Genomic DNA, 25,306 nt, shown 5'->3' on the forward strand with positions numbered 1-25,306 from the left:
TCTCCAAAAGTGTGATTAAATCGTTATTCGGTGTAGACTCGTAAACCTAAAACTTTTTAATTTGGTTTACAAGTCGATTATGACCCAGGACGATTTAGCTTTTGATCGCAGCCATATCTGGCACCCCTACACCTCTATGACCGCCCCCCTCCCCGTCTACCCGGTCGCCTCCGCGCAGGGCTGCGAGCTGCATCTCGCCAGCGGCGAACGGCTGGTGGACGGCATGTCATCCTGGTGGGCGGCGATCCACGGTTACGGCCATCCGGCGCTGAACGCGGCGATGAAAACGCAGATCGATGCCGTCTCTCACGTGATGTTTGGCGGCATTACCCATGCGCCCGCCGTGGCGCTGTGCCGCAAACTGGTGGCGATGACGCCCGAGGCGCTGGAGTGCGTGTTTCTCGCCGACTCCGGTTCGGTGGCGGTAGAAGTGGCGATGAAGATGGCGCTGCAATACTGGCAGGCGAAGGGCGAATCGCGGCAGCGCTTCCTCACCTTCCGTAACGGCTACCACGGCGACACGTTCGGTGCGATGTCGGTGTGCGATCCCGACAACTCGATGCACAGTTTGTGGAAGGGTTATCTGCCGGAAAACCTCTTCGCACCTGCGCCGCAGAGCCGTTTTGATGGTGAATGGGATGAGCACGATATGGTGGCGTTTGCCCGCACGCTGGCGGCCCATCGCCATGAGATCGCCGCCGTTATTCTGGAGCCGATTGTGCAGGGCGCGGGCGGCATGCGCATTTATCATCCCGAGTGGCTGAAGCGCATCCGTAAGATGTGCGATCGCGAAGGGATCCTGCTGATCGCCGATGAGATCGCCACCGGCTTTGGCCGCACCGGTAAACTCTTCGCCTGTGAGCATGCGGGTATCACGCCGGATATTCTCTGCCTTGGCAAAGCGCTGACCGGCGGCACTATGACCCTCTCCGCGACGCTGACCACCCGCGTGGTGGCTGAGACCATCAGCAACGGCGAGGCGGGCTGCTTTATGCATGGCCCAACCTTTATGGGCAACCCACTGGCCTGTGCGGCGGCAAGCGCCAGCCTGGAGATTTTGCAGCGCGGCGAGTGGCAGGCGCAGGTCGCCGCTATCGAAGCGCAGCTGAAGGCGGAGCTGGCTCCCGCCGCAGAGGCCGCAAGCGTCGCGGATGTACGCGTACTAGGGGCGATTGGCGTGGTGGAAACGCGCTCGCCGGTGAATATGACGGCGTTGCAGCGCTTCTTTGTCGAGCATGGCGTCTGGATCCGCCCGTTTGGTCGCCTGATCTATCTGATGCCCCCCTATATCATCACCCCGGAGCAGCTGTCGCGCCTGACGCAGGCAGTGAATGCCGCCGTGCTGCGTGCGGACCTCTTCGCCGCCGAGGCGTAAAAGATGCACTACACTTTTGGGTTACTGACCTGAAAAATGGAGGATATATGGCAATTCTGATGGTTCTGACCTCGCATGACACCCTGGGCGACACCGGCAAGAAAACCGGTTTCTGGCTCGAAGAGTTTGCCGCACCCTGGTATATCTTTCAGGATGCAGGCGTAGAGGTGGTGCTCGCCTCTCCGGCGGGGGGACAGCCGCCGCTCGACCCGACCAGCGATGCGCCGGATGCGCAGACGCAGGACACCGAGCGTTTCCGTAAAGATGAAAAAGCGCAGCAGGCGCTGGCAAATACCCTGCCCCTGAGCAGCATCAACATCAGCGATTATGACGCGGTCTTTTTTCCGGGCGGCCATGGCCCGCTGTGGGACCTGGCGGAACACCCGATCTCCATCGATCTGATTGAAAAATATTGGGCGGATGGGAAACCGGTCGCGGCGGTCTGCCACGCACCGGGCGTGCTGCGCCATGTGAAAAAACCGGACGGCACGCCGCTGGTGCAGGGTAAGCGCGTTACCGGTTTTACCAACAGCGAAGAAGAGGCGGTTGGCCTGACGAAAGTGGTGCCGTTCTTAGTGGAAGATTCACTGAAACAGGCAGGCGGGCAGTTCGAGCGCACCGATGACTGGGGCGTCTATGTGGTGACCGACGGCCATCTGGTCACCGGCCAGAACCCGGCCTCCTCTGCGGCAACCGCCGAAGAGTTGTTGAAACTGCTGCACCGCTAAGCAAGGAGGCCATATGAAGTTACTCAGCCATAATTTTCGTGACGGCGAGAAGCTGCCGCTGCGTCACGTGTTTAACGGCATGGGCTATGAGGGCGATAATATTTCGCCCCATCTGACATGGGATGAGGTGCCTGCGGGCACCAAAAGTTTTGTCGTCACCTGCTATGATCCTGACGCGCCCACCGGCTCCGGCTGGTGGCACTGGATTGTGGCGAACCTGCCAGCGGATACCCGTGTGCTGCCGCAGGGTGCCGGATCCGGCAGTGCTGCATTGCCGGAAGGGAGCGTGCAGACGCGCACCGACTTCGGCAGCGCAGGGTATGGCGGCGCGGCACCGCCGAAAGGCGAAACCCACCGCTATATCTTCACCGTTCACGCGCTGGACGTGGAGAAACTGGATGTCGACGAGAACGCCAGCGGGGCAATGGTCGGCTTTAATGTCCATTTTCACACCCTCGGCAGCGCCACTCTCACCGCCCTTTTCAGCTAAAAGCCAGGGATTTACAGCCGATTTAACAAATCGGCTTCCCGTTTCGCTCAACTTAGTATAAAAAAGCAGGCATTACGCTATCCCCTTTAACTTGCATAGTCTGGAGCACCCCTTGAACACATCATCGGTTTCCCGTCTGGCGCTGGCGCTCGCTTTTGGCGTGACACTGACCGCCTGTAGCTCGACGCCGCCCTCTGAGCGTCCCTCTGAACAAACTGCACCGGGCACCTCCTCGCGCCCGATCCTAAGCGTTGATGAAGCGAAAAACTTCACCGCCGATCGCTACTTCACCCCGCTGGCCGCCAACAGCGCCGCGTGGAAACCTTACGCGATCCGCGTGCCGGAAAAAGCAGATTTCGTGGTTGGGCCGGCCGGTACGGCGGGTGTGACTCACACCACCATTCAGGCTGCGGTTGACGCTGCCATCAATAAACACGCCAGCGACCGCCAGTACATTGCGGTGATGCCGGGTGAATATGAAGGCACCGTCTATGTGCCTGCGGCTTCGGGCAGCGTGACCATTTACGGTACCGGTGAGAAAGCGGCGGATGTGAAGATCGGTCAGGCGATCGATTCTGAAATGGATCCGACCAGCTGGCGTCGCCTGGTCAATCCATCGGGCAAATATATGCCGGGCAAACCAGCATGGTATATGTTTGATGCCTGCCAGCGCAGCCGCGCGGCGACCGTGGGCGTGATGTGCTCCGCCGTGGTCTGGTCGCAGAACAACGGCCTGCAACTGCAGAACCTGACTATTCAGAACACGCTCGGCGACAGCGTCGATGCCGGCAACCACCAGGCGGTGGCGCTGCGCAGCGATGGCGATAAAGTGCAGATCAACAACGTCAATATTCTCGGTCGCCAGAACACCTTCTTTGTGACCAACAGCGGTGTGGATAACACTCTGCGCAGCGATCGCCAGACCCGCACACTGGTGACCAATAGCTACCTCGAAGGCGATGTGGATATCGTCTCCGGGCGCGGCGCGGTGGTGTTTGATAACACCGACTTCCGCGTGGTCAACTCGCGTACTCAGCAGGCAGGTTATGTCTTCGCACCGTCGACCCTGTCGAACCTCTATTACGGCTTCCTCGCCGTCAACAGCCGCTTTACCGCCGCCGGAAACGGTGTCGCGCAGCTGGGCCGCTCGCTGGATATCGACAGCAGCACCAACGGCCAGGCCGTGATCCGCGATAGCGTGATTAACGAAGGCTTTAACGTGGCGAAACCGTGGGGCGATGCCGCCATATCAGGCCGCGCCTATGCGGGCAACACCGGCACTGCGGATGATAAAGGCAACATCCAGCGCGATTTGAACGATGCCAAGTTCAACCGCTTCTGGGAGTTCAACAACCGCGGCCTCGGCAGCAAAGTGGTTGCCGAGCCGAAGAAGTAATTCGCATCTGAAAACAAAAAACCTCGCCGCGGCGAGGTTTTTTTATGCCCGGAAATGGGATCCCGGTTATTACAGGGCGTTAATGACTACCCACATCGGGCCCTGGCCCACGGCGTAGCGCGCTTTTTCAGTCAGCAGGCCCTGCGCGCCGCCGATCTCATACAGCGCGATATGATGGGATTTCTGCCCGGCGGCAATCAGGTATTTGCCGCTGTTATCGATATTGAAGCCGCGCGGCTGGGTTTCGGTAGGCTGGAAGCCTTCAACGGCGATAACGCTACCATCTTCCGACACGCTGAAGATAGTCAGGGTGCTGGAGGTGCGGTCGCAGGCATAGAGATGACGGCCATCCGGCGTGATATGGATATCCGCCGCCCAGCGGGTATCGGTAAAGTCCGGCGGCATCATATCCACGGTCTGCACGCACTCGGTCTTGCCGTGCGGATCGCTAAGTTGCCAGACATCGACGCTGCTGTTGAGTTCGTTAACGCAGTAGGCGAAACGCTTATTCGGGTGGAAGGCCATATGGCGCGGGCCGGCGCCCTCGACGGTGGTCACTTCCGACGGCTCCTGCGCGGTCAGCGCGCCCGTTTCACCGAGGCTAAAGAGACAGATGCGATCCTGCTTCAGAGCCGGGACAAACAGCGTGCGGTTGTCCGGGGAAATATTGGCCGAGTGGCACCCTTCCAGCCCCTCTGCAAGATGGACGGTCTCGCCCGGAATGCCATCATTAAGGCGCACAACGCTGACGCTGCCCGCATTGTAGGAGGCGCTAAACAGGAAACGACCGCTGTGATCGGTGGAGATATGGGTTGGGCTACCGGAGAGCGGCGCTTCTGCGGCGTAGCTCAGGGCGCCATCCTCCGGGGAGATACGGTACGCGAGAACGCGAAATTCAGGGCGAACGCCAACGTAGAGGTAACGTTTATCCGGGCTGACAACCATCGGCTGCACCTGGCCTGGCACATCGACAACCTGCACCAGCGTCAGGCTGCCTTCGGAATTCAAACGCCAGACGTGGATCTGCTGACTTTCGGGGCTGGCGGTATAAACGGTCTGTTTCATGAACACTCCTTTCCTCAAATTCTTCTCTGCGTTAAGTAACCAGGATAGCCGTTTTTGCGGCGTGATGCTGAATTTCGCCCTCAGATTTTGCGCATGCGGCGACGGGGTGTACCATCCCCGGACACGAAATTTCACCTTCAACTACGGGAAACGATATGACCTCGCGCGTAATAGCACTCGATTTAGACGGTACGCTTTTAACCCCGAAGAAGACGCTTCTGCCCTCTTCCCTTGAAGCGTTGGCACGCGCAAAAGCCGCCGGGCATCTGCCCATTATCGTGACCGGTCGGCACCATGTCGCTATCCACCCTTTTTATCAGGCACTGGCGCTGGATACACCTGCAATTTGTTGTAATGGCACCTATTTGTATGATTATCATGCAAAAAAGGTGCTCGCCGCCGATCCGCTGCCTGTCAATCAGGCGCAACAACTGATCGCCTTGCTGGAGGAGTACCAGGTGCATGGCCTGATGTATGTCGATAACGCCATGCTGTATGAAAAGCCGACCGGCCATGTGCTGCGCACCACCGCCTGGGCCGAAGCATTGCCGCCCGAGCAGCGCCCGGTGTTTCAACAGGTTGACTCCCTGCGCGCCGCGGCCGCAGAGGTGGAGGCTATCTGGAAATTTGCTCTCACCGATGAAGATACCGGCAAGCTGAAGAACTTTGCTCACCATGTTGAGCAGACGTTAGGGCTGGAGTGCGAATGGTCATGGCACGATCAGGTGGATATCGCCCGTGCCGGTAACAGCAAAGGCAAACGGCTGGCAGAATGGGTCGCCGCGCAGGGCTTATCGATGCAGAATGTCGTGGCCTTTGGCGATAACTATAACGATATCAGTATGCTACAGGCCGCAGGCACCGGTGTGGCAATGGGCAACGCCGACGATGCGGTGAAAGCCCATGCCAATGTGGTGATTGGCGATAACACCGTCGATAGCATCGCCCAATTTATTGATAAAGAGCTGCTCTAATCAGGCGGTAATCGACACGCTTTTGATTTGGCAAGGCGAGGCACCAGACCTCGCCTTTGTATGGCTTAACGATATCGACCTGATGGTGCTGCAATATAGGAGAGTAGTGCAAACCCGAAAGCGCCGAAGCGAATGGGCTCAGAATAGTCGATATCGTAATTGATATGCAGAAAGCCTTTAAGGAACGAAGTGCCATGCACTGCAAGGCAAAACTGTATGGCAGCGATGCCAAAAACGAACAGGGTGTAAAAGATATGGAGAAACCGCGAATTTCTTGTATCTACAAATACTTTTCCGATCAGCAGGACGAAAAGCACCAGCAGTGACACGACGTAATATATAACTTCAGCAACCCATGTGTTGGTATTGAAAATAACAATATCCTCTGCCATCGCCCCTTCTCCTTTGAAATGGTTATATCTTCCGTCTGGCAATAGCTCTTCCTCCCGCTACGCTCGAGCGGCAATTGTGCCATAAGGCATTTCCTGTGTGGAAATCAGAAGATTATGTAATAAAAAAAATGGGGAGATGAAACGGGCGCAACGCCCGTTTTCTGGCTATCAGGCGGTAATCGACACGCTTTTGATTTGGGCATAGAGCCACTGGCCGGGTTTGATACTGAGTTCATCCCGCGCCCAGGGGCTGATGCGCGCCCACAGGGTTCTGCCACCGACATCCAGTTGCACTTCCACCTGCCCGTCGACATCGAAACACTGCACGATTTTGGCGCGCAGAATATTGCGGATGCTGGTATTCATCGGTGGCTGGAGCACCAGCGACACATCAGTGGCCTGAATGCGGATACGCAGCGCGCTTTTCAGCGGCCGCTCGATCTTATTGACCCAGATATGCTGATCGCCCAGCGCCAGCGCGGTCATCGCATAGTGCGGATGGTGTTCCAGCACCAGCACTCTCAGCACGCTGCTCTGCTGCTCCGGCGGCAGCCACGGGTTCATTACGCTGCTGCCCCACACATCTTCGAGGCTGCCAAAGGCTTTTACTTCGCCCGCTTCCAGCACCATCACTTTATCTGCCAGATGCAGGATCTCATCCAGCGAGTGGCTGACGTAGAGCATCGGGATATTGATCTCCTGCGCCAGTCGTTGCAGGTAGGGCAGCAGTTCGCGCTTGCGCGGAATATCCAGCGACGCCAGCGGCTCATCCAGCAGCATTAGTTCTGGCGCGGTCAATAACGCGCGACCAATCGCCACACGCTGCTTTTCACCGCCGGAGAGGCCACCGGGCAGCCGGTCGAGCAGCGGCTCAATGCCGAGCAGCGTTACCAGTTTGTCAAACTGCGCGGCCATCGATTTCGCCATGCCGTAGCGCAGATTGCCGCGCACGCTGTAGTGTGGAAAGAGGCGCGCATCCTGAAAGACATAGCCGACGCGGCGCTTTTCGGGCGGCAGGCACACTTTGCGTTCGGTATCGAACAGCACGCGGTCGTTAAGCACGATGCGGCCTTCTTGCGGCTGCGTCAGGCCGCCAATGGCATTAATCAGTGAAGTTTTTCCCGCGCCCGAAACGCCAAAAATCGCGGTGATGCCGCTGGCAGGCAGCGTTTCGGCGATACGCAAGCGATGGGTGCCCAGCGTTTGGGTGAAATTAAGCTCCAGCATCGGTTATCTCCCCGTCCGTTCGCGGCTCACGCGCGCCAGCCACTCTGAAATCAGCAGGGAGATCAGCGCCAGAATAATAGAAATAATGCACAGCCGCGCGGCGGCGCTTTCGCCCCCCGGCGTCTGAATTAAGGTGTACATGGCAGAGGGAATGGTGCGGGTTTCGCCCGGAATATTGGAGACGAAAGTAATGGTGGCACCAAACTCGCCGAGAGAGCGGGCAAAGGCCAGCACCGTGCCAACAATAATCCCCGGCAGAGTGAGCGGTAAGGTAATGGTGAAAAAGACGCGCCAGCGACCGGCACCCAGTGTGCGGGCGGCCTGTTCCAGTTTGGTATCGACACTCTCCAGCGCGAGGCGAATGGCGCGCACCATCAGCGGGAATGACATCACCGCAGCGGCTAATACCGCACCGCGCCAGCTAAAGGCGAAAGTGATACCAAACCAGTCATAGAGCCACTGACCGACGACTCCACGGCGGCCCATGGCGATCAGCAGCAGGTAACCCACCACCACCGGCGGCAGCACCAGCGGCAGATGCAGCACGCTGTCGAGCAGCGCTTTGCCCGGAAAGGTGCGGCGCACCAGCAGCCAGGCAAAGAAGATCCCAAAGGGCAAACTGAGTAATACCGCCAGGGAAGAGACTTTAAGGCTCAGCAGAACAGCCTGCCATTCAGGATCGGTCAATATCATTCGTGCGTTGTAAATCCGTAACGTTTAAAGATTTCAGAAGCCTGCGGGCCTTTCAGATAGTCATAAAACGCGCTTACGGTTGCGTTTTTATGTCCATCAACAATCGCCAGCGGGTATTCCACTTTTTTGTGCGACGCTTCCGGGAAGGTGCCCACCACTTTTACCCCTTTACTGGCGACTGCGTCAGAGCCGTAGACAATGCCTAACGGCGCTTCGCTGCGCTCCACCAGCGCCAGCGCGCCGCGAACATCCTCCGCAGGTGCCAGTTTCGGCGAGAGGGTTTCCCACGCGCCCAGTTTTTGCAACGCCTCTTTGGCGTAGATACCGGCCGGAACATGCTCCGGATCGCCCACCGCCAGACGGCCGCCTTTCAGCAGGCTGTTCCAGTCGGTTTTCGCATCAATCTTGATCTCGCCCTGCGCGCTGCTTTTCGGCGCAACGACCACCAGGCTATTGCCGAGCAGGGTTTCACGGCTCGCAGTATCCACCGCTTTTTTCTCGACCGCGTAATCCATCCACTTCTGGTCGGCCGAGATAAAGAGATCCGCCGGCGCGCCCGCTTCAATCTGGCGGGCAAGTGTAGAAGAGGAGGCGAATGAGGAGACCACCTCAACCTGCTTCTCTTTTTTGTACGCGGCGGCAATATCCTGCATCGCGTTGGTCAGCGAGGCGGCGGCAAAGACGGTAATTTTACCCTCTTGCGCCACGGCCTGCCCTGCTATGACAAGTGTTAATGCTGCGCCAACCAGCAGACGTCGCCCTGTGTGTGCCATTTTTTACTCCTCTCATTTTCGTTATATAAAAAAAAACATAACGATAGTATCAGAGAATGGCAGCGGGCCGGAAATACCCATCAATAATTAAAACCTACCTAACTATATCGGCAGAAAGGGAAAAGATCTTGAATGGCAGAGAGCGAAACGCCCACAAAGTGGGCGTTTGGGAAGGGATTAGCGCGATGGGGTGGTGGTATCGCGGCGCTTTTCGCGATGTCCAACGGCGGAAAAGACGTTGAACACTTCACCCAGGCCATAAATCAGGCCGAGGATAATCGCCATAACCACCGGCACCATAATCACGGCAAAAACCAGGCTTTTCAACAGCTCTAACATGGTCGTCTCCAGAAAGTGAGAATGCGGCATTCTAGCCTGAACATTGTGTAAAACACTCGCCTTTTGTGCGATTGCCCGGCACTAGGCGCGTCGGCGCTTTTCCTTCACAATAGCCCTTTTGCGAGGGAAGTGCGTCATGCAGGCTGAAATTCTCCTTACTCTTAAACTCCAGCAGCGCCTCTTCGCCGACCCGCGGCGCATCGCCCTGCTCAAACAGATTGAGCAAACCGGCTCCATCAGCCAGGGCGCGAAGAACGCCGGGATCAGCTACAAAAGCGCGTGGGACGCCATCAATGAGATGAACCAGCTCAGCGAGCAGACGCTGGTTGAGCGCGCCACCGGCGGCAAAGGCGGTGGCGGCGCGGTGGTAACGCGCTACGGGCAGCGTCTGATTCAGCTCTACGATCTGTTGGGGCAGATCCAGCAAAAAGCCTTTGATGTGCTGAGCGATGATGACGCCCTGCCGCTCGACAGCCTGCTGGCGGCCATCTCGCGCTTCTCCCTGCAAACCAGCGCCCGCAACCAGTGGTTTGGCACTATCACCGCCCGTGACCACCAGCAGGTGCAGCAGCATGTCGAGGTGCTGCTGGCAGATGGACAAACCCGCCTTAACGCGGCGGTCACGGCGCAAAGCGCTGAACGCTTAGGGCTGGAGGCGGGCAAAGAGGTGCTGGTGCTGCTAAAAGCGCCGTGGATCAGCCTGACCTGCGATGCGCGGCTGGCGGCGCAGGCGGATAACCAGATAACCGGCGCGATTGCCCATATTGAGCAGGGCGAGGCGCAGAGTGAAGTGCTGATCGCCCTGCCCGATGGCCAGACGCTCTGCGCTACGGTGCCAAATGCGCAGGTGGAGGATATGCAGGAACAGCAGCAGGTGACGGCATATTTTAATGCCGATCGGGTGATTCTCGCCACGTTGTGCTGAGGGCATTGACAAGCCGGGCCATTGCACGTATCCCTGAGTTTCTGTGCTGCAAAACCTGGGATACATCATGTCGTCATTGCAAATTTCGCAAGGTACGTTTCGTCTTAGCGATACCCGCACGTTGCATCTTGAAGATCTCCGCCTGCAGGCCGGAGAGAGCTGGGCCTTTGTCGGTGCCAATGGCAGCGGCAAATCGGCGCTGGCTCGCGCGCTGGCGGGTGAGCTGACGCTGCTTAACGGCGAGCGCCAGTGCCACTTCACCCGCCTTACCCGCCTCTCCTTTGAACAGCTGCAAAAGCTGGTTAGCGAAGAGTGGCAGCGTAATAACACCGATATGCTCTCGCCGGGCGAAGAGGATACCGGTCGCACCACCGCCGATATTATTCAGGATGAGGTTAAAGACCCGTCGCGCTGCGCGGCGCTGGCGGCGCAGTTTGGCATTACCCATCTGCTTGAGCGGCGCTTTAAATACCTCTCCACCGGCGAGACCCGCAAAACCCTGCTCTGCCAGGCGCTGATGGCGCAGCCGGAGCTACTTATTCTTGATGAACCCTTTGACGGGCTGGATGTGGACTCCCGCCAGCAGCTCGCCCAGTTGCTCGCCAGTCTGAATGCCGATGGCTACACACTGGTTCTGGTTCTCAACCGCTTCGATGAGATCCCGGCGTTTGTGCAGCATGCGGGCGTGCTGGTGGATTGCGCCCTGACGGAGACCGGTGAGAAAGAGGCCCTGCTTCAGCAGGCGCTGATTGCGCAACTGGCGCATAGCGAACAGTTGAGCGGTATGGCGCTGCCGGAGCCGGACGCGGCACCCGCCCGTGCAGCGCTCGATCCCACCGCACCGCTGATAGTGCTTAACGACGGCGTGGTCTCCTATGATGACCGGCCGATCATTAATCACCTCTGCTGGCAGGTGAATCCGGGCGAGCACTGGCAGATCACCGGCCCGAACGGCGCGGGGAAATCGACGCTGCTAAGCCTGATTACCGGCGATCATCCGCAGGGCTACAGCAACGATTTAACCCTGTTTGGCCGCCGTCGCGGCAGCGGCGAGACCATCTGGGATATCAAAAAACATATTGGCTATGTCAGCAGCAGCCTGCATCTCGATTACCGCATCAGCACCACGGTGCGCAATGTGATCCTCTCCGGCTATTTCGACTCGATTGGCATTTACCAGGCGGTCTCCGATAAGCAGCATAAGCTGGCGCAGCAGTGGCTCGATATTCTCGGCTTTGATGCCCGTACCGCCGACGCGCCGTTTCACAGCCTCTCCTGGGGGCAGCAGCGGCTGGCGCTGATTGTCCGCGCGCTGGTTAAACACCCGACGCTGCTGATCCTCGATGAGCCATTGCAGGGGCTGGATCCGCTTAACCGCCAGCTGGTGCGCCGCTTTATCGATGTGCTGATCGGCGAAGGGGAAACCCAGTTGCTGTTTGTCTCTCACCACGCCTCAGACGCGCCCGGCTGCATTACCCACCAGCTGGCGTTTATTGCCGACGGCGAGGGCTACCGCTACGCCTTAACACCACAATAATTGGGGGGCTGCTTCGCCTCCTGGCTGTGTGCTGTAATAACGCCCGCGCGTTTTCGCGTAAAAAAATAATGATCGCTTACTGGCTTGCTGATGACGCCCCCGTTATCGGCGGCCAGTTTTTGTTATGGCAAGAAAAAAGCCCGCCGACGGACGACGGGTCAATATAAACGGGACCTTTATGACTCAATATCTCTCCCTCCCCCGCGCCCTTACGCTGGTCGCGGCGCTCTGCTTTGGTTTCAGCACGCTGAGTTTTGCCGAAGAGACGGCACCGGACGCAGCTTCCGCGAACGAAGCAAAAATTAACCAGGCCGTAGAAAACATGCAGCGCGTCAGCGTGTCTGGCCCGCATAAAGTCACGCTGGGTAACCAGGCGGTGCTGAATCTCCCGGAAGGTTTTACCTATATCCCGCCGCGGCAGGCAGCGGAATTTATGCGCGAGCTGGGTAACCACGTCGATGAGAGCGCCTTTTACGGGCTGGTGTTCAATGATGCCATCTCCGGGTTCGTCTCCATTGAGTATGACGATGCGGGTTACATCAAAGATGACGATGCCAAAGACTGGGACGCGGCCGAACTGCTGAGCAATCTGCAGGAGGGAACCAAAGAGGGCAACAAGATGCGCAGCGAGAAAGGCATTCCGCCCATCGAAGTGGTCGGCTGGGTAGAGAAGCCAAGCTATGACGCCGCGACGCATCGCCTGATCTGGTCTGCCGCCATTCGCGATATCGGCAGCAACGTTCCGCTGAAAGAGCAAGGGGTGAACTACAACACCTACCTGCTTGGTCGTGAAGGGTATCTCTCGCTGAACCTGGTGACCGATCGCGGCACCGTGGAGCAAGAGAAGCCGCTGGCGAAAAACCTGCTTAACGCTGTGACCTTTAACGACGGCAAAAAGTACAGCGACTTCAACGCCTCTACCGACAAGATCGCCGAGTATGGCCTGGCGGCGCTGATCGGCGGCCTGGCGGCGAAAAAACTGGGTCTGCTGGCAATTATCGGCGTGACGCTGCTGAAGTTCTGGAAACTGGCGCTGATTGCGCTGGCGGGCGCAGGTATGGGCATCAAGAAGCTGCTGTTCCGTAAAAAAGACGACAAATCTAAGATCGTCGAATAAGCATGAAGCTGCTGTTTCTGCTGTTTAAAGGCGCAACCCTCGGCAAGCTGCTGCTTTCCGGGGGGACAATGCTGCTGTCGGTGGCGACCTATGCGCTGGCCTTCGGCTGGCCCTACGCCACCGGCTTCGTGGTGCTGCTCTTTTGCCATGAGCTGGGTCACTATCTTGCGGCTCGCCAGCGTAACTTGCCGGTGGGTCTGCCGATGTTTATCCCTTTTGTCGGTGCCTGGGTGGCGCTGAAAGAGGAGTTTCCGGATGCGGAAACGGAGGCCTGGGTCGGTATCGCCGGCCCCCTGCTCGGCTCGCTTGCCGCGCTGGGCTGCTACTATCTGGCGGAGTACTTCGACAGTTCGATGTTGATGGCGGTGGCTTACGCCGGCTTTTTCCTCAACCTCTTTAACCTGATCCCGGTTCCGCCGCTGGATGGCGGGCGCATTACCGTCGCCATTTCACGCAAGATTTGGTATCTCGGCATCCCGCTGCTGCTCGGTTTCTTTTACCTGCACCCCAGCCCGCTGTTGCTGATTGTCTGCCTGCTGGCGGCTTCGCAAATCTGGACCCGGCGCAAAGAAACGCCCAATTTAACCGCACTTAACCCTGGCAAACGTCTGGAATATACCCTTTTGTACTTTGGGCTGATTGCCTGGCTCTCCCTGATGACCTATAACCTCCACGGGGCGCTGGCCAGCTTTCGCTGAGTTCCCCTGCGTCGCTGCAGCGCAGTGACGTCATTTTCAGACTAATCACACTCGTCGGCGCAGCCCGGTAAATACGCGGCCGTCCCGGCGTTGATGCGGCATTGCGGGCGGTTGAAAAATCAGTGTAAACGATTCCACTATTTTATCCCATGTCACACTTTTTACCGCTCTGTTATGCTAAGGTTAATTCATATCAAATGCTTGATGGAGTCAAATATGCGAGTTCTGGTTACTGGTGGTAGCGGTTACATAGGAAGCCACACCTGCGTGCAACTGCTGCAAAACGGTCATGACGTTATCATCCTCGACAACCTCTGCAACAGTAAGCGCAGCGTGCTTAACCAGATTGAGCGCTTTGGCGGTAAACGGGCGCTCTTCGTTGAGGGCGATATTCGCGATGAGGCGCTGCTGGCCGAGATCCTGCACGATCACGCCATCGAAGCGGTGATCCACTTTGCCGGGCTGAAGGCCGTCGGCGAATCCGTTGCCAAGCCGCTGGAGTATTACGACAACAACGTTAACGGCACGCTGCGCCTGATTAATGCTATGCGCGCCGCCAACGTGAAGAATTTTATCTTTAGCTCCTCGGCAACCGTTTATGGCGACCAGCCGAAAATCCCTTATGCCGAAAGCTTCCCGACCGGCACCCCGCAAAGCCCGTATGGCAAAAGCAAACTGATGGTTGAGCAGATCCTCACCGACCTGCAGAAAGCGCAGCCGGAGTGGAGCATCGCGCTGCTGCGCTACTTCAACCCGGTAGGCGCGCATCCGTCAGGTGAGATGGGTGAAGATCCGCAGGGGATTCCAAACAACCTGATGCCCTATATCGCGCAAGTGGCGGTGGGCCGCCGCGAATCGCTGGCGGTGTTCGGCAATGACTACCCGACAGAAGATGGCACCGGCGTGCGCGACTATATCCACGTGATGGATCTGGCCGACGGTCACGTTGCCGCCATGCAGCAGTTGGCAGGCAAACCGGGCGTGCATATTTATAACCTCGGCGCTGGCGTCGGCAGCAGCGTGCTTGATGTGATTAACGCCTTCAGCAAAGCCTGCGGCAAACCGATTGCCTGGCACTTCGCGCCGCGCCGCGACGGCGATCTCCCGGCTTACTGGGCGGATGCTACTAAAGCCGATAAAGAGCTGAACTGGCGCGTAACACGCACCCTTGATGAAATGGCAGAAGATACCTGGCGCTGGCAGTCACGCCATCCGCAGGGCTATCCCGATTAACAGGAGTGGTAATGTCGCAATTTAACCCGGTCGATCACCCGCATCGCCGCTACAATCCGCTGACGGATCAGTGGATTCTGGTCTCTCCGCACCGTGCGAAACGCCCCTGGCAAGGGGCGCAGGAGACGCCGTCTAAACAGACGCTGCCTGCGCACGATCCGGACTGTTTCCTCTGTCCGGGCAATACCCGTGTCACCGGGGATAAAAACCCCGACTACACCAGCACCTATGTCTTTACCAACGACTTTGCGGCGCTGATGACCGACACGCCGGATGCGCCAGAGAGTAACGACCCGCTGATGCGCAGCCAGAGCGCGCGCGGCACCAGCCGGGTTATCTGCTTCTCGCCGGATCACAGCAAAACGCTGCCGGAGCTGAGCGTAGCGGCACTGGAAGAGGTAGTAAAAACCTGGCAGCAGCAGACCGCTGAGCTGGGGAAAACCTACCCGTGGATCCAGGTGTTTGAGAACAAAGGCGCGGCGATGGGCTGCTCCAACCCGCATCCGCACGGACAGGTATGGGCCAACAGCTTCCTGCCGAATGAAGCCGAGCGCGAAGATCGCCTGCAAAAAGCCTACTTTGCCGAACACCACTCGCCGATGCTGCTCGATTATGTGCAGCGCGAGCTGAAAGATGGCAGCCGCACGGTGGTTGAAACCGAGCACTGGCTGGCGGTGGTGCCCTACTGGGCCGCCTGGCCGTTTGAAACGCTGCTGCTGCCAAAAGCCGCCGTTCAGCGCATTACCGGGTTAACCGACGCGCAGCGCAGCGATCTTGCGCTGGCACTGAAAAAACTGACCAGCCGCTACGACAACCTGTTCCAGTGCTCATTCCCCTACTCAATGGGCTGGCACGGCGCGCCGTTTAATGGCGAAGATAACGCCCACTGGCAGCTGCATGCGCACTTCTATCCGCCGCTGCTGCGCTCCGCCACGGTGCGTAAATTTATGGTCGGCTACGAGATGCTCGGCGAAACCCAGCGCGATCTCACGGCAGAACAAGCGGCCGAACGCCTGCGCGCGGTCAGTGATATCCATTTTCGCGAATCCGGAGAATAACAATGAGCCTGAAAGAGACAACAGACGCGCTGTTTGCTGAGACATTCGGCTACCCTGCCACCCACACCATCCAGGCCCCGGGCCGCGTCAACCTGATTGGCGAACATACCGATTACAACGACGGCTTTGTGCTGCCCTGCGCCATCGATTACCAGACGGTAATCAGCTGCAAAGCACGCGACGACCGCACCGTGCGCGTGGTCGCGGCCGATTACGACAACCAGCGCGATGAGTTTTCGCTGGATGCGCCGATTGTGGCCCACGACAGCCAGCAGTGGTCCAACTATGTGCGCGGCGTGGTGAAACATCTGCAACAGCGCGATGCCAGCTTTGGCGGCGCGGATCTGGTGATTAGCGGCAATGTGCCGCAGGGCGCGGGCTTAAGCTCATCGGCCTCGCTGGAAGTGGCGGTCGGTACCGTCTTCCAGCAGCTTTACCATCTGCCGCTGGACGGGGCGCAGATCGCGCTCAACGGCCAGGAAGCGGAGAACCAGTTTGTTGGCTGTAACTGCGGCATCATGGATCAGCTGATCTCTGCGCTTGGCAAGAAAGGCAGTGCGCTGCTGATCGACTGCCGCTCGCTCGGCACCAAAGCGGTTTCCATGCCGGAAGGCGTGGCGATTGTCATTATTAACAGCAACTTCAAACGTACGCTGGTGGGCAGCGAATACAACACCCGCCGCCAGCAGTGCGAAACCGGCGCGCGCTTCTTCCAGCAAAAAGCGCTGCGTGATGTCAGCCTCGATCAGTTCAACACTGTGGCGAATGAGCTGGATCCGCTGGTTGCGAAACGTGTGCGCCATGTGCTGACCGAAAACGCCCGCACCGTGGAAGCAGCTACCGCGCTGGAGAAAGGCGACCTGCAACGCATGGGCGAATTGATGGCGGAATCCCACGCCTCTATGCGCGACGATTTCGAAATCACCGTGCCGCAAATCGATACGCTGGTAGAGATCGTCAAAGCGACCATTGGTGATAAAGGCGGCGTGCGCATGACCGGCGGCGGCTTTGGCGGCTGCATCGTTGCGCTGGTGCCGGAAGCGCTGGTGCCGGAGGTCAAACAGGCGGTTGAGAGCCAGTACGAAGCGAAAACCGGCATCAAAGAGACCTTCTACGTGTGTAAACCTTCTCAGGGGGCAGGACAGTGCTAAATGAAACGCCTGCGGTAGCACCCGATGGGCTGCCGGTACGACTGATCACCCTGCGCAACGGCGCGGGGATGGTGGTGAGCTTAATGGACTGGGGCGCGACGCTGCTCTCTGCGCGCGTACCGATGAAAGATGGCAGCGTGCGCGAAGCCCTGCTCGGCTGCGCGACGCCGGAACACTACTGGGAGCAGACCGCCTATCTCGGTGCGTCTATTGGCCGGTATGCGAACCGCATTGCCAGGAGCCGCTTTACCCTTGATGGCGAGACCTGGTCCCTGACCCCAAGCCAGGGCGAAAACCAGCTGCATGGCGGCCCCGAAGGGTTTGATAAACGCCGCTGGCGCATTGAGCGCCAGAACGACAGCGAAGTGCTCTTCTCCCTCACCTCGCCGGATGGCGATCAAGGCTATCCGGGAACGGTTAACGCCACGGCGCACTTCCGTCTTGGTGATGATCATCGCATCACGATTGAGTACCGGGCGACCACCGACAAGCCCTGCCCGGTCAACCTGACCAATCACGCCTATTTTAACCTTGATGGCGCGCAGGGCGATGTCCGCAACCATACGCTGCAGCTGCTGGCCGATGCCTATCTGCCGGTGGATGAGATGGGTATTCCGACCGGCGATCTGAAAAAGGTGGCGCTGACCAGTTTTGATTTCCGTACGCCAAAAACCGTGGCGGAAGAGTTCCTCAGCGATGAGGATCAGCGCGTGGTGAAGGGTTACGATCACGCCTTTTTACTGCAGGCGCAGGGGGATGTGACTACACCTGCGGCGCACCTGTGGTCGACGGATAAGCAGCTGCAAATGTCGGTCTATACCAGCGCGCCTGCGCTGCAGTTCTACTCCGGTAACTACCTGGAAGGGACGCCTGCGCGCGGCGGGAAAACCTACAGCGCGTGGCAGGGCCTGGCGCTGGAGAGCGAGTTTTTACCCGACAGCCCGAACCGCCCGGACTTCCCGCAGCCGGATTGTACGCTGCAGCCTGGCGACGAATATGTCAGCCAGACGGAGTATCACATTATTCCGCTCTGAGCATGAGCCCTCCTGCGGGAGGGCTTTTTTTTGCCCTTTTTGCTGAAATATGCGCCACTTATCCTCAAAACAATAACCCTCGATTCACAAGCAGCTTACACTCTGCGCCTATTTTCGCTATGGTTAAGGGTAATCGTTGCCGGGTAGTGCGCTTCGGCAATACAATGAGAATCGTTATCATTAAATCAGGCTCACAGGAGTAAGTGTATGGCTGTTACTAAGCTGGTTCTGGTTCGTCATGGCGAAAGCCAGTGGAACAACGAAAACCGCTTCACCGGTTGGTACGATGTTGATCTGTCAGAGAAAGGCGTTGGCGAAGCGAAAGCGGCAGGCAAACTGCTGAAAGCTGAAGGCTACGCGTTTGATTTTGCTTATACCTCTGTGCTGAAACGTGCCATCCACACGCTGTGGAACGTTCTGGACGAACTGGATCAGGCATGGTTGCCGGTTGAGAAGAGCTGGAAACTGAACGAACGTCACTACGGTGCGCTGCAGGGTCTGAACAAAGCAGAAACCGCTGAGAAATATGGCGACGATCAGGTTAAACAGTGGCGTCGCGGCTTCGCCGTTACCCCACCGGCGCTGACCAAAGATGATGAGCGTTTCCCGGGCCACGATCCGCGCTACGCGAAACTGACCGAACAAGAGCTGCCGCTGACCGAAAGCCTGGCGCTGACCATCGATCGCGTGATCCCTTACTGGAATGAAACCATTCTGCCGCGTCTGAAAAGCGGTGAGCGCGTGATTATTGCCGCACACGGTAACTCCCTGCGTGCGCTGGTGAAATACCTCGACAACATGAGCGAAGAAGCGATCCTCGAACTGAACATTCCGACCGGCGTACCGCTGGTGTATGAGTTCGACGAAAACTTCAAACCGATTAAGCACTACTATCTGGGTAACGCGGATGAGATCGCCGCGAAAGCTGCTGCGGTAGCAAACCAGGGTAAAGCGAAATAATAAAAAAAAGCCGGATACGTTGATGCCCGGCTTTTGAGTCTAAGGCCCGGTACGCTTCGCGCTGCCGGGCTTTTTGCTGCGTTAAATTGCCGGATGGCGCGTAAACGCTTATCCGGCCTACGCGGTTTCAGCGGCTTCGTTACCGTAGGCCGGATAAGGCGTAGCCGCCATCCGGCATACAAAATAGAGGACCCGTTAACCGCGGCGCGCTTTAACGGCTTGCGCTAACTGGCGCAGCACCGCGTCGGTATCTTCCCAGCCGATACAAGCATCGGTCACGCTTTTGCCGTAAACCAGCGCATCGCCGCTCTCAAGGCTCTGGTTGCCTTCCACCAGGTGGCTCTCAATCATCACGCCCATAATCGCCTTGTCACCGCCCGCGATCTGCTGGCAAACATCGGCGCTCACCTCCATCTGCTTTTTAAACTGCTTGCTGGAGTTTGCATGGCTGAAATCAATCATCACCTGCGCCGGTAAGCCCGCTTTTTCCAGCCCTGCTTTCACGTCGGCGACATGCTTCGCGCTGTAGTTCGGCTCTTTGCCGCCGCGCAGAATAATGTGGCAATCGCCGTTGCCCGCCGTGTTGACGATGGCGGAGTGACCCCATTTAGTCACGGAGAGGAAGCAGTGCGGTGCGCCTGCGGCGTTGATGGCGTCAATCGCCACTTTGATGGTGCCGTCGGTGCCATTCTTAAAACCAACCGGGCACGAGAGGCCGGAAGCCAGCTCACGGTGCACCTGGGATTCGGTGGTGCGCGCGCCAATCGCGCCCCAGCTCATCAAATCCGCCATATATTGCGGGGTGATCATATCGAGGAACTCACCTGCCGCCGGCAGCCCGCTGTCGTTGATCTCCAGCAGCAGTTTGCGCGCAATGCGCAGGCCGTCATTGATGCGGAAGCTGTTATCCATATGCGGATCGTTAATCAGCCCCTTCCAGCCAACGGTGGTGCGCGGTTTTTCGAAATAGACGCGCATCACGATTTCCAGTTCGCCCTTCAGTTCGTCACGCAGTGCCAGCAGGCGCGAAGCATACTCTTTTGCCGCCACGGGATCGTGAATGGAACAGGGGCCGATGACCACTAACAGGCGGTCGTCGTTGCCGCGCAGGATTTGATGAATTGCCCGGCGCGCCTGGGAGACCGTTCTGGCAGCGGTTTCGGTAGCGGGGAATTTTTCAAGCAGCGCGACAGGAGGGAGTAACTCATTGATCTCTTTGATGCGTAAATCGTCGTTCTGATAAGTCATGATCTTTCCAGTGTGAACATGTTTTTTAGAAGAAAAGCAATCTGACCAATCTATCTCGCTCGCGCCGTAGTGTAAACGCGAACTTACACTACGCCCGGATAATTCCTGGAATCCAGCGAAAGTGGTGGGAAAAGTAGCAAGTCGCCACATCCGGACTACACTTTTTAACTGTAAATACCTTTGTTTTACATTTTTTCGTTATTCCATGCTGCTACTTATGGCACGTATGGCATCTTTCACCACTGAGCGTGCGATGGGTTCGCGCATATTCTGCCGGCGTCCCGCGCGGCATTAGACGACCAGCACAGGAGCATCATGATGAAAATGAATAAATTAGCGACGCTTTTACTGACCACCACACTGACTCTGGCAGGCGGCGCAGCGTATGCGGCGGACGCATCCTCTTCCAGCTCCAGCAACGGCGATGCAAACGCGGCAGCGAATGCAGGCCAGGTTGCGCCTGACGCTAAACAGAATGTAGCGCCAGGCAATGTTGATAACAGCAACATTAATACCGGCAATACCAACACTAATTCCACCTCTACGCAGATGGAGCACAAATCTGGCCATATGAGCAAAGAGGAAGTGCATAAAAACACCATGTGTAAAGATGGTCGTTGCCCGGACGTGAATAAAAAAGTTGAAACCGGTAGCGGCGACAACAGCAAAGTGAACACCAAAACTGATGGCACCACCCAGTAAGGCGTGATGCTGAAGTGAAGAGGGAGAGCTGAGGCTCTCCTTTTTTTATTCCTTAAAACTCAAAATCTGCAATGATGTAGGCGTTTTCTCAACGGTCAAAAGGATAGATCCCATCATGGCGCACGATCACTCGCATGGCTCATCGGATGCCAATGCCCGCCGTCTGCTACTGGCCTTTACGGTCACCGCTGTTTTTATGGTTATTGAGGTGGTGGGCGGGATTATTTCCGGCTCGCTGGCGCTGCTGGCCGACGCCGGGCATATGCTCACGGATGCCGCCGCCCTGCTCTTCGCTCTGCTGGCGGTGTGGTTTGCCCGCCAACCGCCGAGCGCCAAACGCACCTTCGGCTGGCTACGTCTGACGACGCTCGCCGCTTTTATTAACGCCCTCGCGCTGGTGCTGATAACAATCTGGATTGTCTGGGAAGCGATCCTGCGCTTTAGCCACCCGCAGCCGGTCGCCGGAATGACGATGATGGCGATTGCTATCGCTGGCCTTATAGCCAACCTGCTCTCCTTCTGGCTGCTGCATCGCGGTAGCGAAGAGAAGAACCTCAACGTGCGCGCCGCTGCGCTGCATGTGCTGGGCGATCTGCTTGGCTCCGTTGGCGCCATTGTCGCGGCGGTGGTGATTATGGTGACCAACTGGACGCCCATCGACCCGATTCTTTCGGTGCTGGTTTCTGCGCTGGTGCTGAAGAGCGCGTGGCGCTTGATGAAGGAGAGCGTCAATGAACTGCTGGAGGGGGTTCCCGCTTCGCTGGATATCGGTGCGTTACAACGCCATTTGCGCCGAGCGATTCCGGAAATCCGCGATGTGCACCATGTGCACGTCTGGCAGGTGGGTGAAAAACCGCTGATGACGCTGCATGTGCAGGTGATCCCGCCGCGCGATCACGATAAGTTGCTCGGCGAGATCCACCACTTCCTGGCGCACCATTATGAGATTGCTCATGCGACGGTGCAGATGGAGTATCAGCCCTGTAGCGGCTCAGACTGCCGTCTGGGCGACGTCACGGCCGATCCTCATCACGGACATCATCATTAATGTGAAAGCGCGCGAGAGCCACGCTCACGCGCGCTGTTAATCCACATCCGGCTGCCGTTCAGGGCAATAAAGGTGAGGATCATATACTCAAGCGACATCGCCCACACGCCCTGACGTGCAAAAATCACCACGCTTATCACGTTGATAATCACCCACAGCAGCCAATTTTCGACATATTTGCGCGTCATCAGGATCATCGCCACGATAGAAAGAACCATCATGCAGGAGTCCCAGAACGGGAAAGCATCAGGCTGCAGCGTTGGCATCGCCACGTTCAGCCCGACGGCCTGCATGATGTTGACGGCGATACGCGTCAGGAAGGCGAAGACCGGGTTGATAAACAGCGTCATCAGACCAATCGCCACCACGCAGGCGGCAAGCCAGCCGAGGGCTTTGCTGCGCGGCAACCAGCGTATTTGCAGCTCGGCCTCATTCTGCGAAGTCTGGCGCGACCAGGCATACCAGCCATAGATATTGGCGGCGAAGAAGAAGAGTTGCAGCAGCAGGCTGGCGTAGAGCTGAATCTGGAAGAAGATGATGGCGAAGAGCGTGACGTTAATCAGACCAAAGGCGTAATTGCTGATTTTCTCAAGGCTGGCGAGCCAGATACAGAGTAAACCCGCCAGCGTGCCTGCGGCTTCAATCCATGAAAGGTCATATCCCCCGGCACCGATCGGAATGTGCACGAGGATGTTTTGCGTACTAAAAAAGTCCATTCTTTCCCCAGAGCGTAGTGTTACGCATTGATGTCTATGAAAACGTTAAGGTCGAAGTGTAGCCGCAAAATCGAGCATGCGGTTAAGCGGCAGCAGCGCGCGTTCGCGCAGGCTGGCCTCCACTTCTATCTCATGCGCCGTTCCGCCCTGCTCCAGCCCGTCGGCAATGGCTTTCAGACCGTTCATCGCCATCCACGGGCAGTGAGCGCAGCTGCGGCACGTCGCCCCTTCGCCAGCCGTTGGCGCCTCGATCAGCGCTTTATGCGGCACAGCCTGCTGCATTTTATAGAAGATCCCGCGGTCGGTGGCGACAATCAGTTGCGAGTGAGGCAGCGTTTTTGCGGCCTGGATCAACTGGCTGGTCGAACCGACCGCATCGGCTAACTCTACCACCGCTTGTGGCGATTCAGGATGCACCAGTATTGCGGCGTCCGGATAGAGCGCCTTCATGCGACGCAGCGCCTGGGTTTTGAATTCATCATGGACGATGCACGCCCCCTGCCAGCAAAGTACGTCCGCGCCCGTTTGTTTCTGGACGTAATTGCCGAGATGGCGATCCGGTGCCCAGATAATTTTTTCGCCGAGGCTATCGACGTGCTCAATCAACTCGACCGCAATGCTTGAAGTGACCACCCAGTCGGCGCGGGCTTTTACCGCCGCCGAGGTGTTGGCATAAACCACCACAGTGCGATCTGGGTGTGCGTCGCAGAAAGCGTTGAACGGCTCGATGGGGCAACCAAGATCGAGCGAGCATTCGGCCTCAAGCGTCGGCATCAGGATCGTTTTTTCCGGGCTGAGGATTTTTGCCGTTTCCCCCATAAAACGCACGCCGGCTACCAGCAGCGTTGAGGCGGAATGTCGCGCACCAAAGCGCGCCATCTCCAGCGAGTCGGAGATGCAGCCGCCGGTCTCTTCCGCCAGCTGCTGGATCTCCGGGTCGGTGTAGTAGTGGGCGACCATCACCGCATTACGCTCTTTCAGCAAGCGTTTGATTTTATCGCGATAAAAGGCTTTTTCCGCAGGGTTCAGCGGCACGGGTTTGGCAGGAAAGGGATAGATTGCGGCTTCAGGATCAAACATTACGCTCATGATGCTCACTCGTTTTGCGTGCTTAACATGATAACCCCAACAGCGGCCTGATATGGATTATTAAGCAGCTGGTGTTTTATATACTAAACAAGATACCCGATCGCAGAGATATTGTCGCGGTGAATTTATTCACAGTGGAAAATGGATAGTGTGGATATTTTCCTGCTGGCGCTGCGCTTAGCAGGCCTGGGAAAACCAGGCGCGGAGAGATGTTGTAGGCCGGATAAGGCGTAGCCGCCATCCGGGAGTGCGTTCAGGGCCAAAACAGATTGCCTGCTGGCGCTGCGCTTAGCAGGCCTGGGAAAACCGGGTGCGGAGAGGTGTTGTAGGCCGGATAAGGCATAGCCGCCATCCGGCAGTGGGCTCAGGTCCAAAACAGAATGCCTGCTGGCGCTGCGCTTAGCAGGCCTGGGAAAACCAGGCGCGGAGAGGTGTTGTAGGCCGGATAAGGCGTAGCCGCCATCCGGCACGAAGAGCGCACGGATTTTTCAAATCGCAGATAGCAGATAGCAAAAAAGCGCCTTTAGGGCGCTTTTTTACATTGGTGGGTCGTGCAGGATTCGAACCTGCGACCAATTGATTAAAAGTCAACTGCTCTACCAACTGAGCTAACGACCCTTTGCAGGGATTCTTCGAAGTGGTGTGTCGTGCAGGAGGATTCGGCTTTCACCTCACCGTTGCTGACGCAACGTTATCCTTCACGTCTGACACCTTCACCAATTATCGAAATTGGTGGGTCGTGCAGGATTCGAACCTGCGACCAATTGATTAAAAGTCAACTGCTCTACCAACTGAGCTAACGACCCATACAGGGTAGCGACTTCGAAGATAAATCTTTAGAACCACTGAATTCGTGGCAATTGTGCAGGATGAGTCGGCTTTCGCCGGCGGGCCGTTGCTGACGCAACGTTATCCTTCACGTTAAAACGCTTCACCAATTATCAAAATTGGTGGGTCGTGCAGGATTCGAACCTGCGACCAATTGATTAAAAGTCAACTGCTCTACCAACTGAGCTAACGACCCGGTGGTGGGTGATGACGGGATCGAACCGCCGACCCCCTCCTTGTAAGGGAGGTGCTCTCCCAGCTGAGCTAATCACCCGATACTGCGCTGGATACTGCTAAGTGGTGGGTCGTGCAGGATGACTTGGCTTTCGCCTCGCCCTACGGGCCGTTGCTGTCGCAACGTTATCCTTCACGCTAAAACGCTTCACCAAACTTAATAGTGGTGGGTCGTGCAGGATTCGAACCTGCGACCAATTGATTAAAAGTCAACTGCTCTACCAACTGAGCTAACGACCCACTTTTGCGCTGCTTCCGGGTTAAGAGATATCCCGT

The 25,306-nt window shown here is 57.4% G+C and carries 25 protein-coding genes and 5 tRNA genes; 16 read left to right on the plus strand and 14 right to left on the minus strand.

Annotated features, from left to right (window positions below; translation table 11 throughout):
• The first annotated feature begins 61 nt into the window (after window positions 1-61).
• The 4 genes from bioA (at window position 62) to ABIC80_RS09775 (ending at window position 3,989) form a co-directional block, all read left to right on the plus strand.
• The gene (bioA, locus tag ABIC80_RS09760; RefSeq protein WP_429176857.1) at window positions 62-1,375 is read left to right on the plus strand and encodes an adenosylmethionine--8-amino-7-oxononanoate transaminase; all 1,314 of its coding nucleotides are present in this window, start codon (window positions 62-64) and stop codon (window positions 1,373-1,375) included.
• A 47-nt stretch (window positions 1,376-1,422) separates the two neighbouring features.
• Window positions 1,423-2,103 carry a type 1 glutamine amidotransferase domain-containing protein gene (locus ABIC80_RS09765; protein WP_042712031.1) on the plus strand — a complete coding sequence of 227 codons (681 nt, stop codon included), beginning with the start codon at window positions 1,423-1,425 and terminating at the stop codon, window positions 2,101-2,103.
• Window positions 2,104-2,116: 13 nt separating this feature from the next.
• On the plus strand, window positions 2,117-2,593 hold the full coding sequence (locus ABIC80_RS09770; protein WP_054803709.1) for a kinase inhibitor: 477 nt from the start codon (window positions 2,117-2,119) through the stop codon (window positions 2,591-2,593).
• 112 nt (window positions 2,594-2,705) lie between these two features.
• Complete coding sequence (locus tag ABIC80_RS09775) at window positions 2,706-3,989, plus strand: putative acyl-CoA thioester hydrolase (protein ID WP_429176860.1); 1,284 nt, start codon at window positions 2,706-2,708, stop codon at window positions 3,987-3,989.
• 69 nt (window positions 3,990-4,058) lie between these two features.
• Here the strand turns inward: ABIC80_RS09775 and pgl are convergent, their stop codons facing one another.
• On the minus strand, window positions 4,059-5,054 hold the full coding sequence (gene pgl / locus ABIC80_RS09780; RefSeq protein WP_429176862.1) for a 6-phosphogluconolactonase: 996 nt from the start codon (window positions 5,052-5,054) through the stop codon (window positions 4,059-4,061).
• Between the two features lie 155 nt (window positions 5,055-5,209).
• Here pgl and ABIC80_RS09785 point away from each other — a divergent pair, with 155 nt between their 5' ends.
• Window positions 5,210-6,028 (plus strand): pyridoxal phosphatase, encoded by an 819-nt coding sequence (locus tag ABIC80_RS09785; protein ID WP_333870065.1) that lies wholly within the window; start codon window positions 5,210-5,212, stop codon window positions 6,026-6,028.
• 65 nt (window positions 6,029-6,093) lie between these two features.
• Here ABIC80_RS09785 and ABIC80_RS09790 read toward each other — a convergent pair whose 3' ends face one another.
• The 5 genes from ABIC80_RS09790 to ABIC80_RS09810 all read right to left on the minus strand — a co-directional run bounded on the left by ABIC80_RS09790 (window position 6,094) and on the right by ABIC80_RS09810 (window position 9,452).
• A complete protein-coding gene (locus tag ABIC80_RS09790) occupies window positions 6,094-6,420 on the minus strand; it encodes a hypothetical protein (RefSeq protein ID WP_139569236.1) in 327 nt (108 codons plus the stop codon).
• A 168-nt stretch (window positions 6,421-6,588) separates the two neighbouring features.
• Window positions 6,589-7,647 carry a molybdenum ABC transporter ATP-binding protein ModC gene (gene modC / locus ABIC80_RS09795; RefSeq protein WP_429176865.1) on the minus strand — a complete coding sequence of 353 codons (1,059 nt, stop codon included), beginning with the start codon at window positions 7,645-7,647 and terminating at the stop codon, window positions 6,589-6,591.
• A 3-nt stretch (window positions 7,648-7,650) separates the two neighbouring features.
• Window positions 7,651-8,340 carry a molybdate ABC transporter permease subunit gene (gene modB, locus ABIC80_RS09800; RefSeq protein ID WP_076769574.1) on the minus strand — a complete coding sequence of 230 codons (690 nt, stop codon included), beginning with the start codon at window positions 8,338-8,340 and terminating at the stop codon, window positions 7,651-7,653.
• Complete coding sequence (gene modA, locus ABIC80_RS09805; protein WP_429176866.1) at window positions 8,337-9,113, minus strand: molybdate ABC transporter substrate-binding protein; 777 nt, start codon at window positions 9,111-9,113, stop codon at window positions 8,337-8,339. Before modA ends, modB begins: the two co-directional genes overlap by 4 nt.
• Before the next feature lie 177 nt (window positions 9,114-9,290).
• Complete coding sequence (locus tag ABIC80_RS09810) at window positions 9,291-9,452, minus strand: AcrZ family multidrug efflux pump-associated protein (protein WP_023479529.1); 162 nt, start codon at window positions 9,450-9,452, stop codon at window positions 9,291-9,293.
• 136 nt (window positions 9,453-9,588) lie between these two features.
• Between ABIC80_RS09810 and modE the strand changes: the two genes are divergently transcribed.
• The 9 genes from modE (at window position 9,589) to gpmA (ending at window position 19,165) form a co-directional block, all read left to right on the plus strand.
• The gene (gene modE, locus ABIC80_RS09815; RefSeq protein ID WP_429176869.1) at window positions 9,589-10,377 is read left to right on the plus strand and encodes a molybdenum-dependent transcriptional regulator; all 789 of its coding nucleotides are present in this window, start codon (window positions 9,589-9,591) and stop codon (window positions 10,375-10,377) included.
• A 67-nt stretch (window positions 10,378-10,444) separates the two neighbouring features.
• Window positions 10,445-11,914: a molybdate ABC transporter ATP-binding protein ModF gene (modF, locus tag ABIC80_RS09820; protein ID WP_429176885.1), complete on the plus strand. Its 1,470-nt coding sequence runs from the start codon at window positions 10,445-10,447 to the stop codon at window positions 11,912-11,914.
• A gap of 178 nt (window positions 11,915-12,092) precedes the next feature.
• Window positions 12,093-13,031 (plus strand): DUF2167 domain-containing protein, encoded by a 939-nt coding sequence (locus ABIC80_RS09825; protein ID WP_094420445.1) that lies wholly within the window; start codon window positions 12,093-12,095, stop codon window positions 13,029-13,031.
• Window positions 13,032-13,033: 2 nt separating this feature from the next.
• Complete coding sequence (locus tag ABIC80_RS09830) at window positions 13,034-13,729, plus strand: site-2 protease family protein (RefSeq protein ID WP_042712013.1); 696 nt, start codon at window positions 13,034-13,036, stop codon at window positions 13,727-13,729.
• Window positions 13,730-13,945: 216 nt separating this feature from the next.
• Window positions 13,946-14,962, plus strand: a complete 1,017-nt coding sequence (galE, locus tag ABIC80_RS09835) for a UDP-glucose 4-epimerase GalE (RefSeq protein WP_042712011.1) — start codon at window positions 13,946-13,948, stop codon at window positions 14,960-14,962.
• Between the two features lie 11 nt (window positions 14,963-14,973).
• Window positions 14,974-16,020, plus strand: coding sequence for a galactose-1-phosphate uridylyltransferase (gene galT, locus ABIC80_RS09840; protein WP_094420446.1), 1,047 nt, complete (start codon window positions 14,974-14,976; stop codon window positions 16,018-16,020).
• 2 nt (window positions 16,021-16,022) lie between these two features.
• On the plus strand, window positions 16,023-17,171 hold the full coding sequence (galK, locus tag ABIC80_RS09845; RefSeq protein ID WP_429176888.1) for a galactokinase: 1,149 nt from the start codon (window positions 16,023-16,025) through the stop codon (window positions 17,169-17,171).
• The gene (gene galM / locus ABIC80_RS09850) at window positions 17,165-18,205 is read left to right on the plus strand and encodes a galactose-1-epimerase (RefSeq protein ID WP_429176890.1); all 1,041 of its coding nucleotides are present in this window, start codon (window positions 17,165-17,167) and stop codon (window positions 18,203-18,205) included. The genes galK and galM overlap by 7 nt, the downstream gene beginning before the upstream one ends.
• Window positions 18,206-18,412: 207 nt before the next feature.
• A complete protein-coding gene (gene gpmA / locus ABIC80_RS09855) occupies window positions 18,413-19,165 on the plus strand; it encodes a 2,3-diphosphoglycerate-dependent phosphoglycerate mutase (protein WP_023479514.1) in 753 nt (250 codons plus the stop codon).
• Between the two features lie 195 nt (window positions 19,166-19,360).
• Here gpmA and aroG read toward each other — a convergent pair whose 3' ends face one another.
• Window positions 19,361-20,413, minus strand: coding sequence for a 3-deoxy-7-phosphoheptulonate synthase AroG (gene aroG, locus ABIC80_RS09860; protein WP_242389719.1), 1,053 nt, complete (start codon window positions 20,411-20,413; stop codon window positions 19,361-19,363).
• A gap of 318 nt (window positions 20,414-20,731) precedes the next feature.
• Between aroG and ABIC80_RS09865 the strand changes: the two genes are divergently transcribed.
• Window positions 20,732-21,115, plus strand: coding sequence for a YbgS-like family protein (locus ABIC80_RS09865; protein WP_279792718.1), 384 nt, complete (start codon window positions 20,732-20,734; stop codon window positions 21,113-21,115).
• 115 nt (window positions 21,116-21,230) lie between these two features.
• On the plus strand, window positions 21,231-22,163 hold the full coding sequence (gene zitB, locus ABIC80_RS09870; protein ID WP_429176893.1) for a CDF family zinc transporter ZitB: 933 nt from the start codon (window positions 21,231-21,233) through the stop codon (window positions 22,161-22,163).
• On the opposite strand, the gene pnuC is transcribed toward zitB, so the two are convergent.
• The 7 genes from pnuC to ABIC80_RS09905 all read right to left on the minus strand — a co-directional run bounded on the left by pnuC (window position 22,160) and on the right by ABIC80_RS09905 (window position 25,270).
• Window positions 22,160-22,879 (minus strand): nicotinamide riboside transporter PnuC, encoded by a 720-nt coding sequence (pnuC, locus tag ABIC80_RS09875; RefSeq protein WP_076769566.1) that lies wholly within the window; start codon window positions 22,877-22,879, stop codon window positions 22,160-22,162. The genes zitB and pnuC overlap by 4 nt on opposite strands.
• 45 nt (window positions 22,880-22,924) lie before the next feature.
• The gene (nadA, locus tag ABIC80_RS09880; protein ID WP_429176896.1) at window positions 22,925-23,968 is read right to left on the minus strand and encodes a quinolinate synthase NadA; all 1,044 of its coding nucleotides are present in this window, start codon (window positions 23,966-23,968) and stop codon (window positions 22,925-22,927) included.
• 542 nt (window positions 23,969-24,510) lie between these two features.
• Window positions 24,511-24,586 (minus strand) — tRNA-Lys (locus ABIC80_RS09885).
• A 112-nt stretch (window positions 24,587-24,698) separates the two neighbouring features.
• Window positions 24,699-24,774 (minus strand) — tRNA-Lys (locus tag ABIC80_RS09890).
• A 142-nt stretch (window positions 24,775-24,916) separates the two neighbouring features.
• Window positions 24,917-24,992, minus strand: a tRNA-Lys gene (locus tag ABIC80_RS09895).
• A 2-nt stretch (window positions 24,993-24,994) separates the two neighbouring features.
• A tRNA-Val gene (locus tag ABIC80_RS09900) sits at window positions 24,995-25,070 on the minus strand.
• 124 nt (window positions 25,071-25,194) lie between these two features.
• Window positions 25,195-25,270 (minus strand) — tRNA-Lys (locus ABIC80_RS09905).
• Window positions 25,271-25,306 lie beyond the last annotated feature (36 nt).

The organism is Kosakonia sp. 1610, from assembly GCF_050435845.1.
Lineage (GTDB): Bacteria > Pseudomonadota > Gammaproteobacteria > Enterobacterales > Enterobacteriaceae > Kosakonia > Kosakonia cowanii.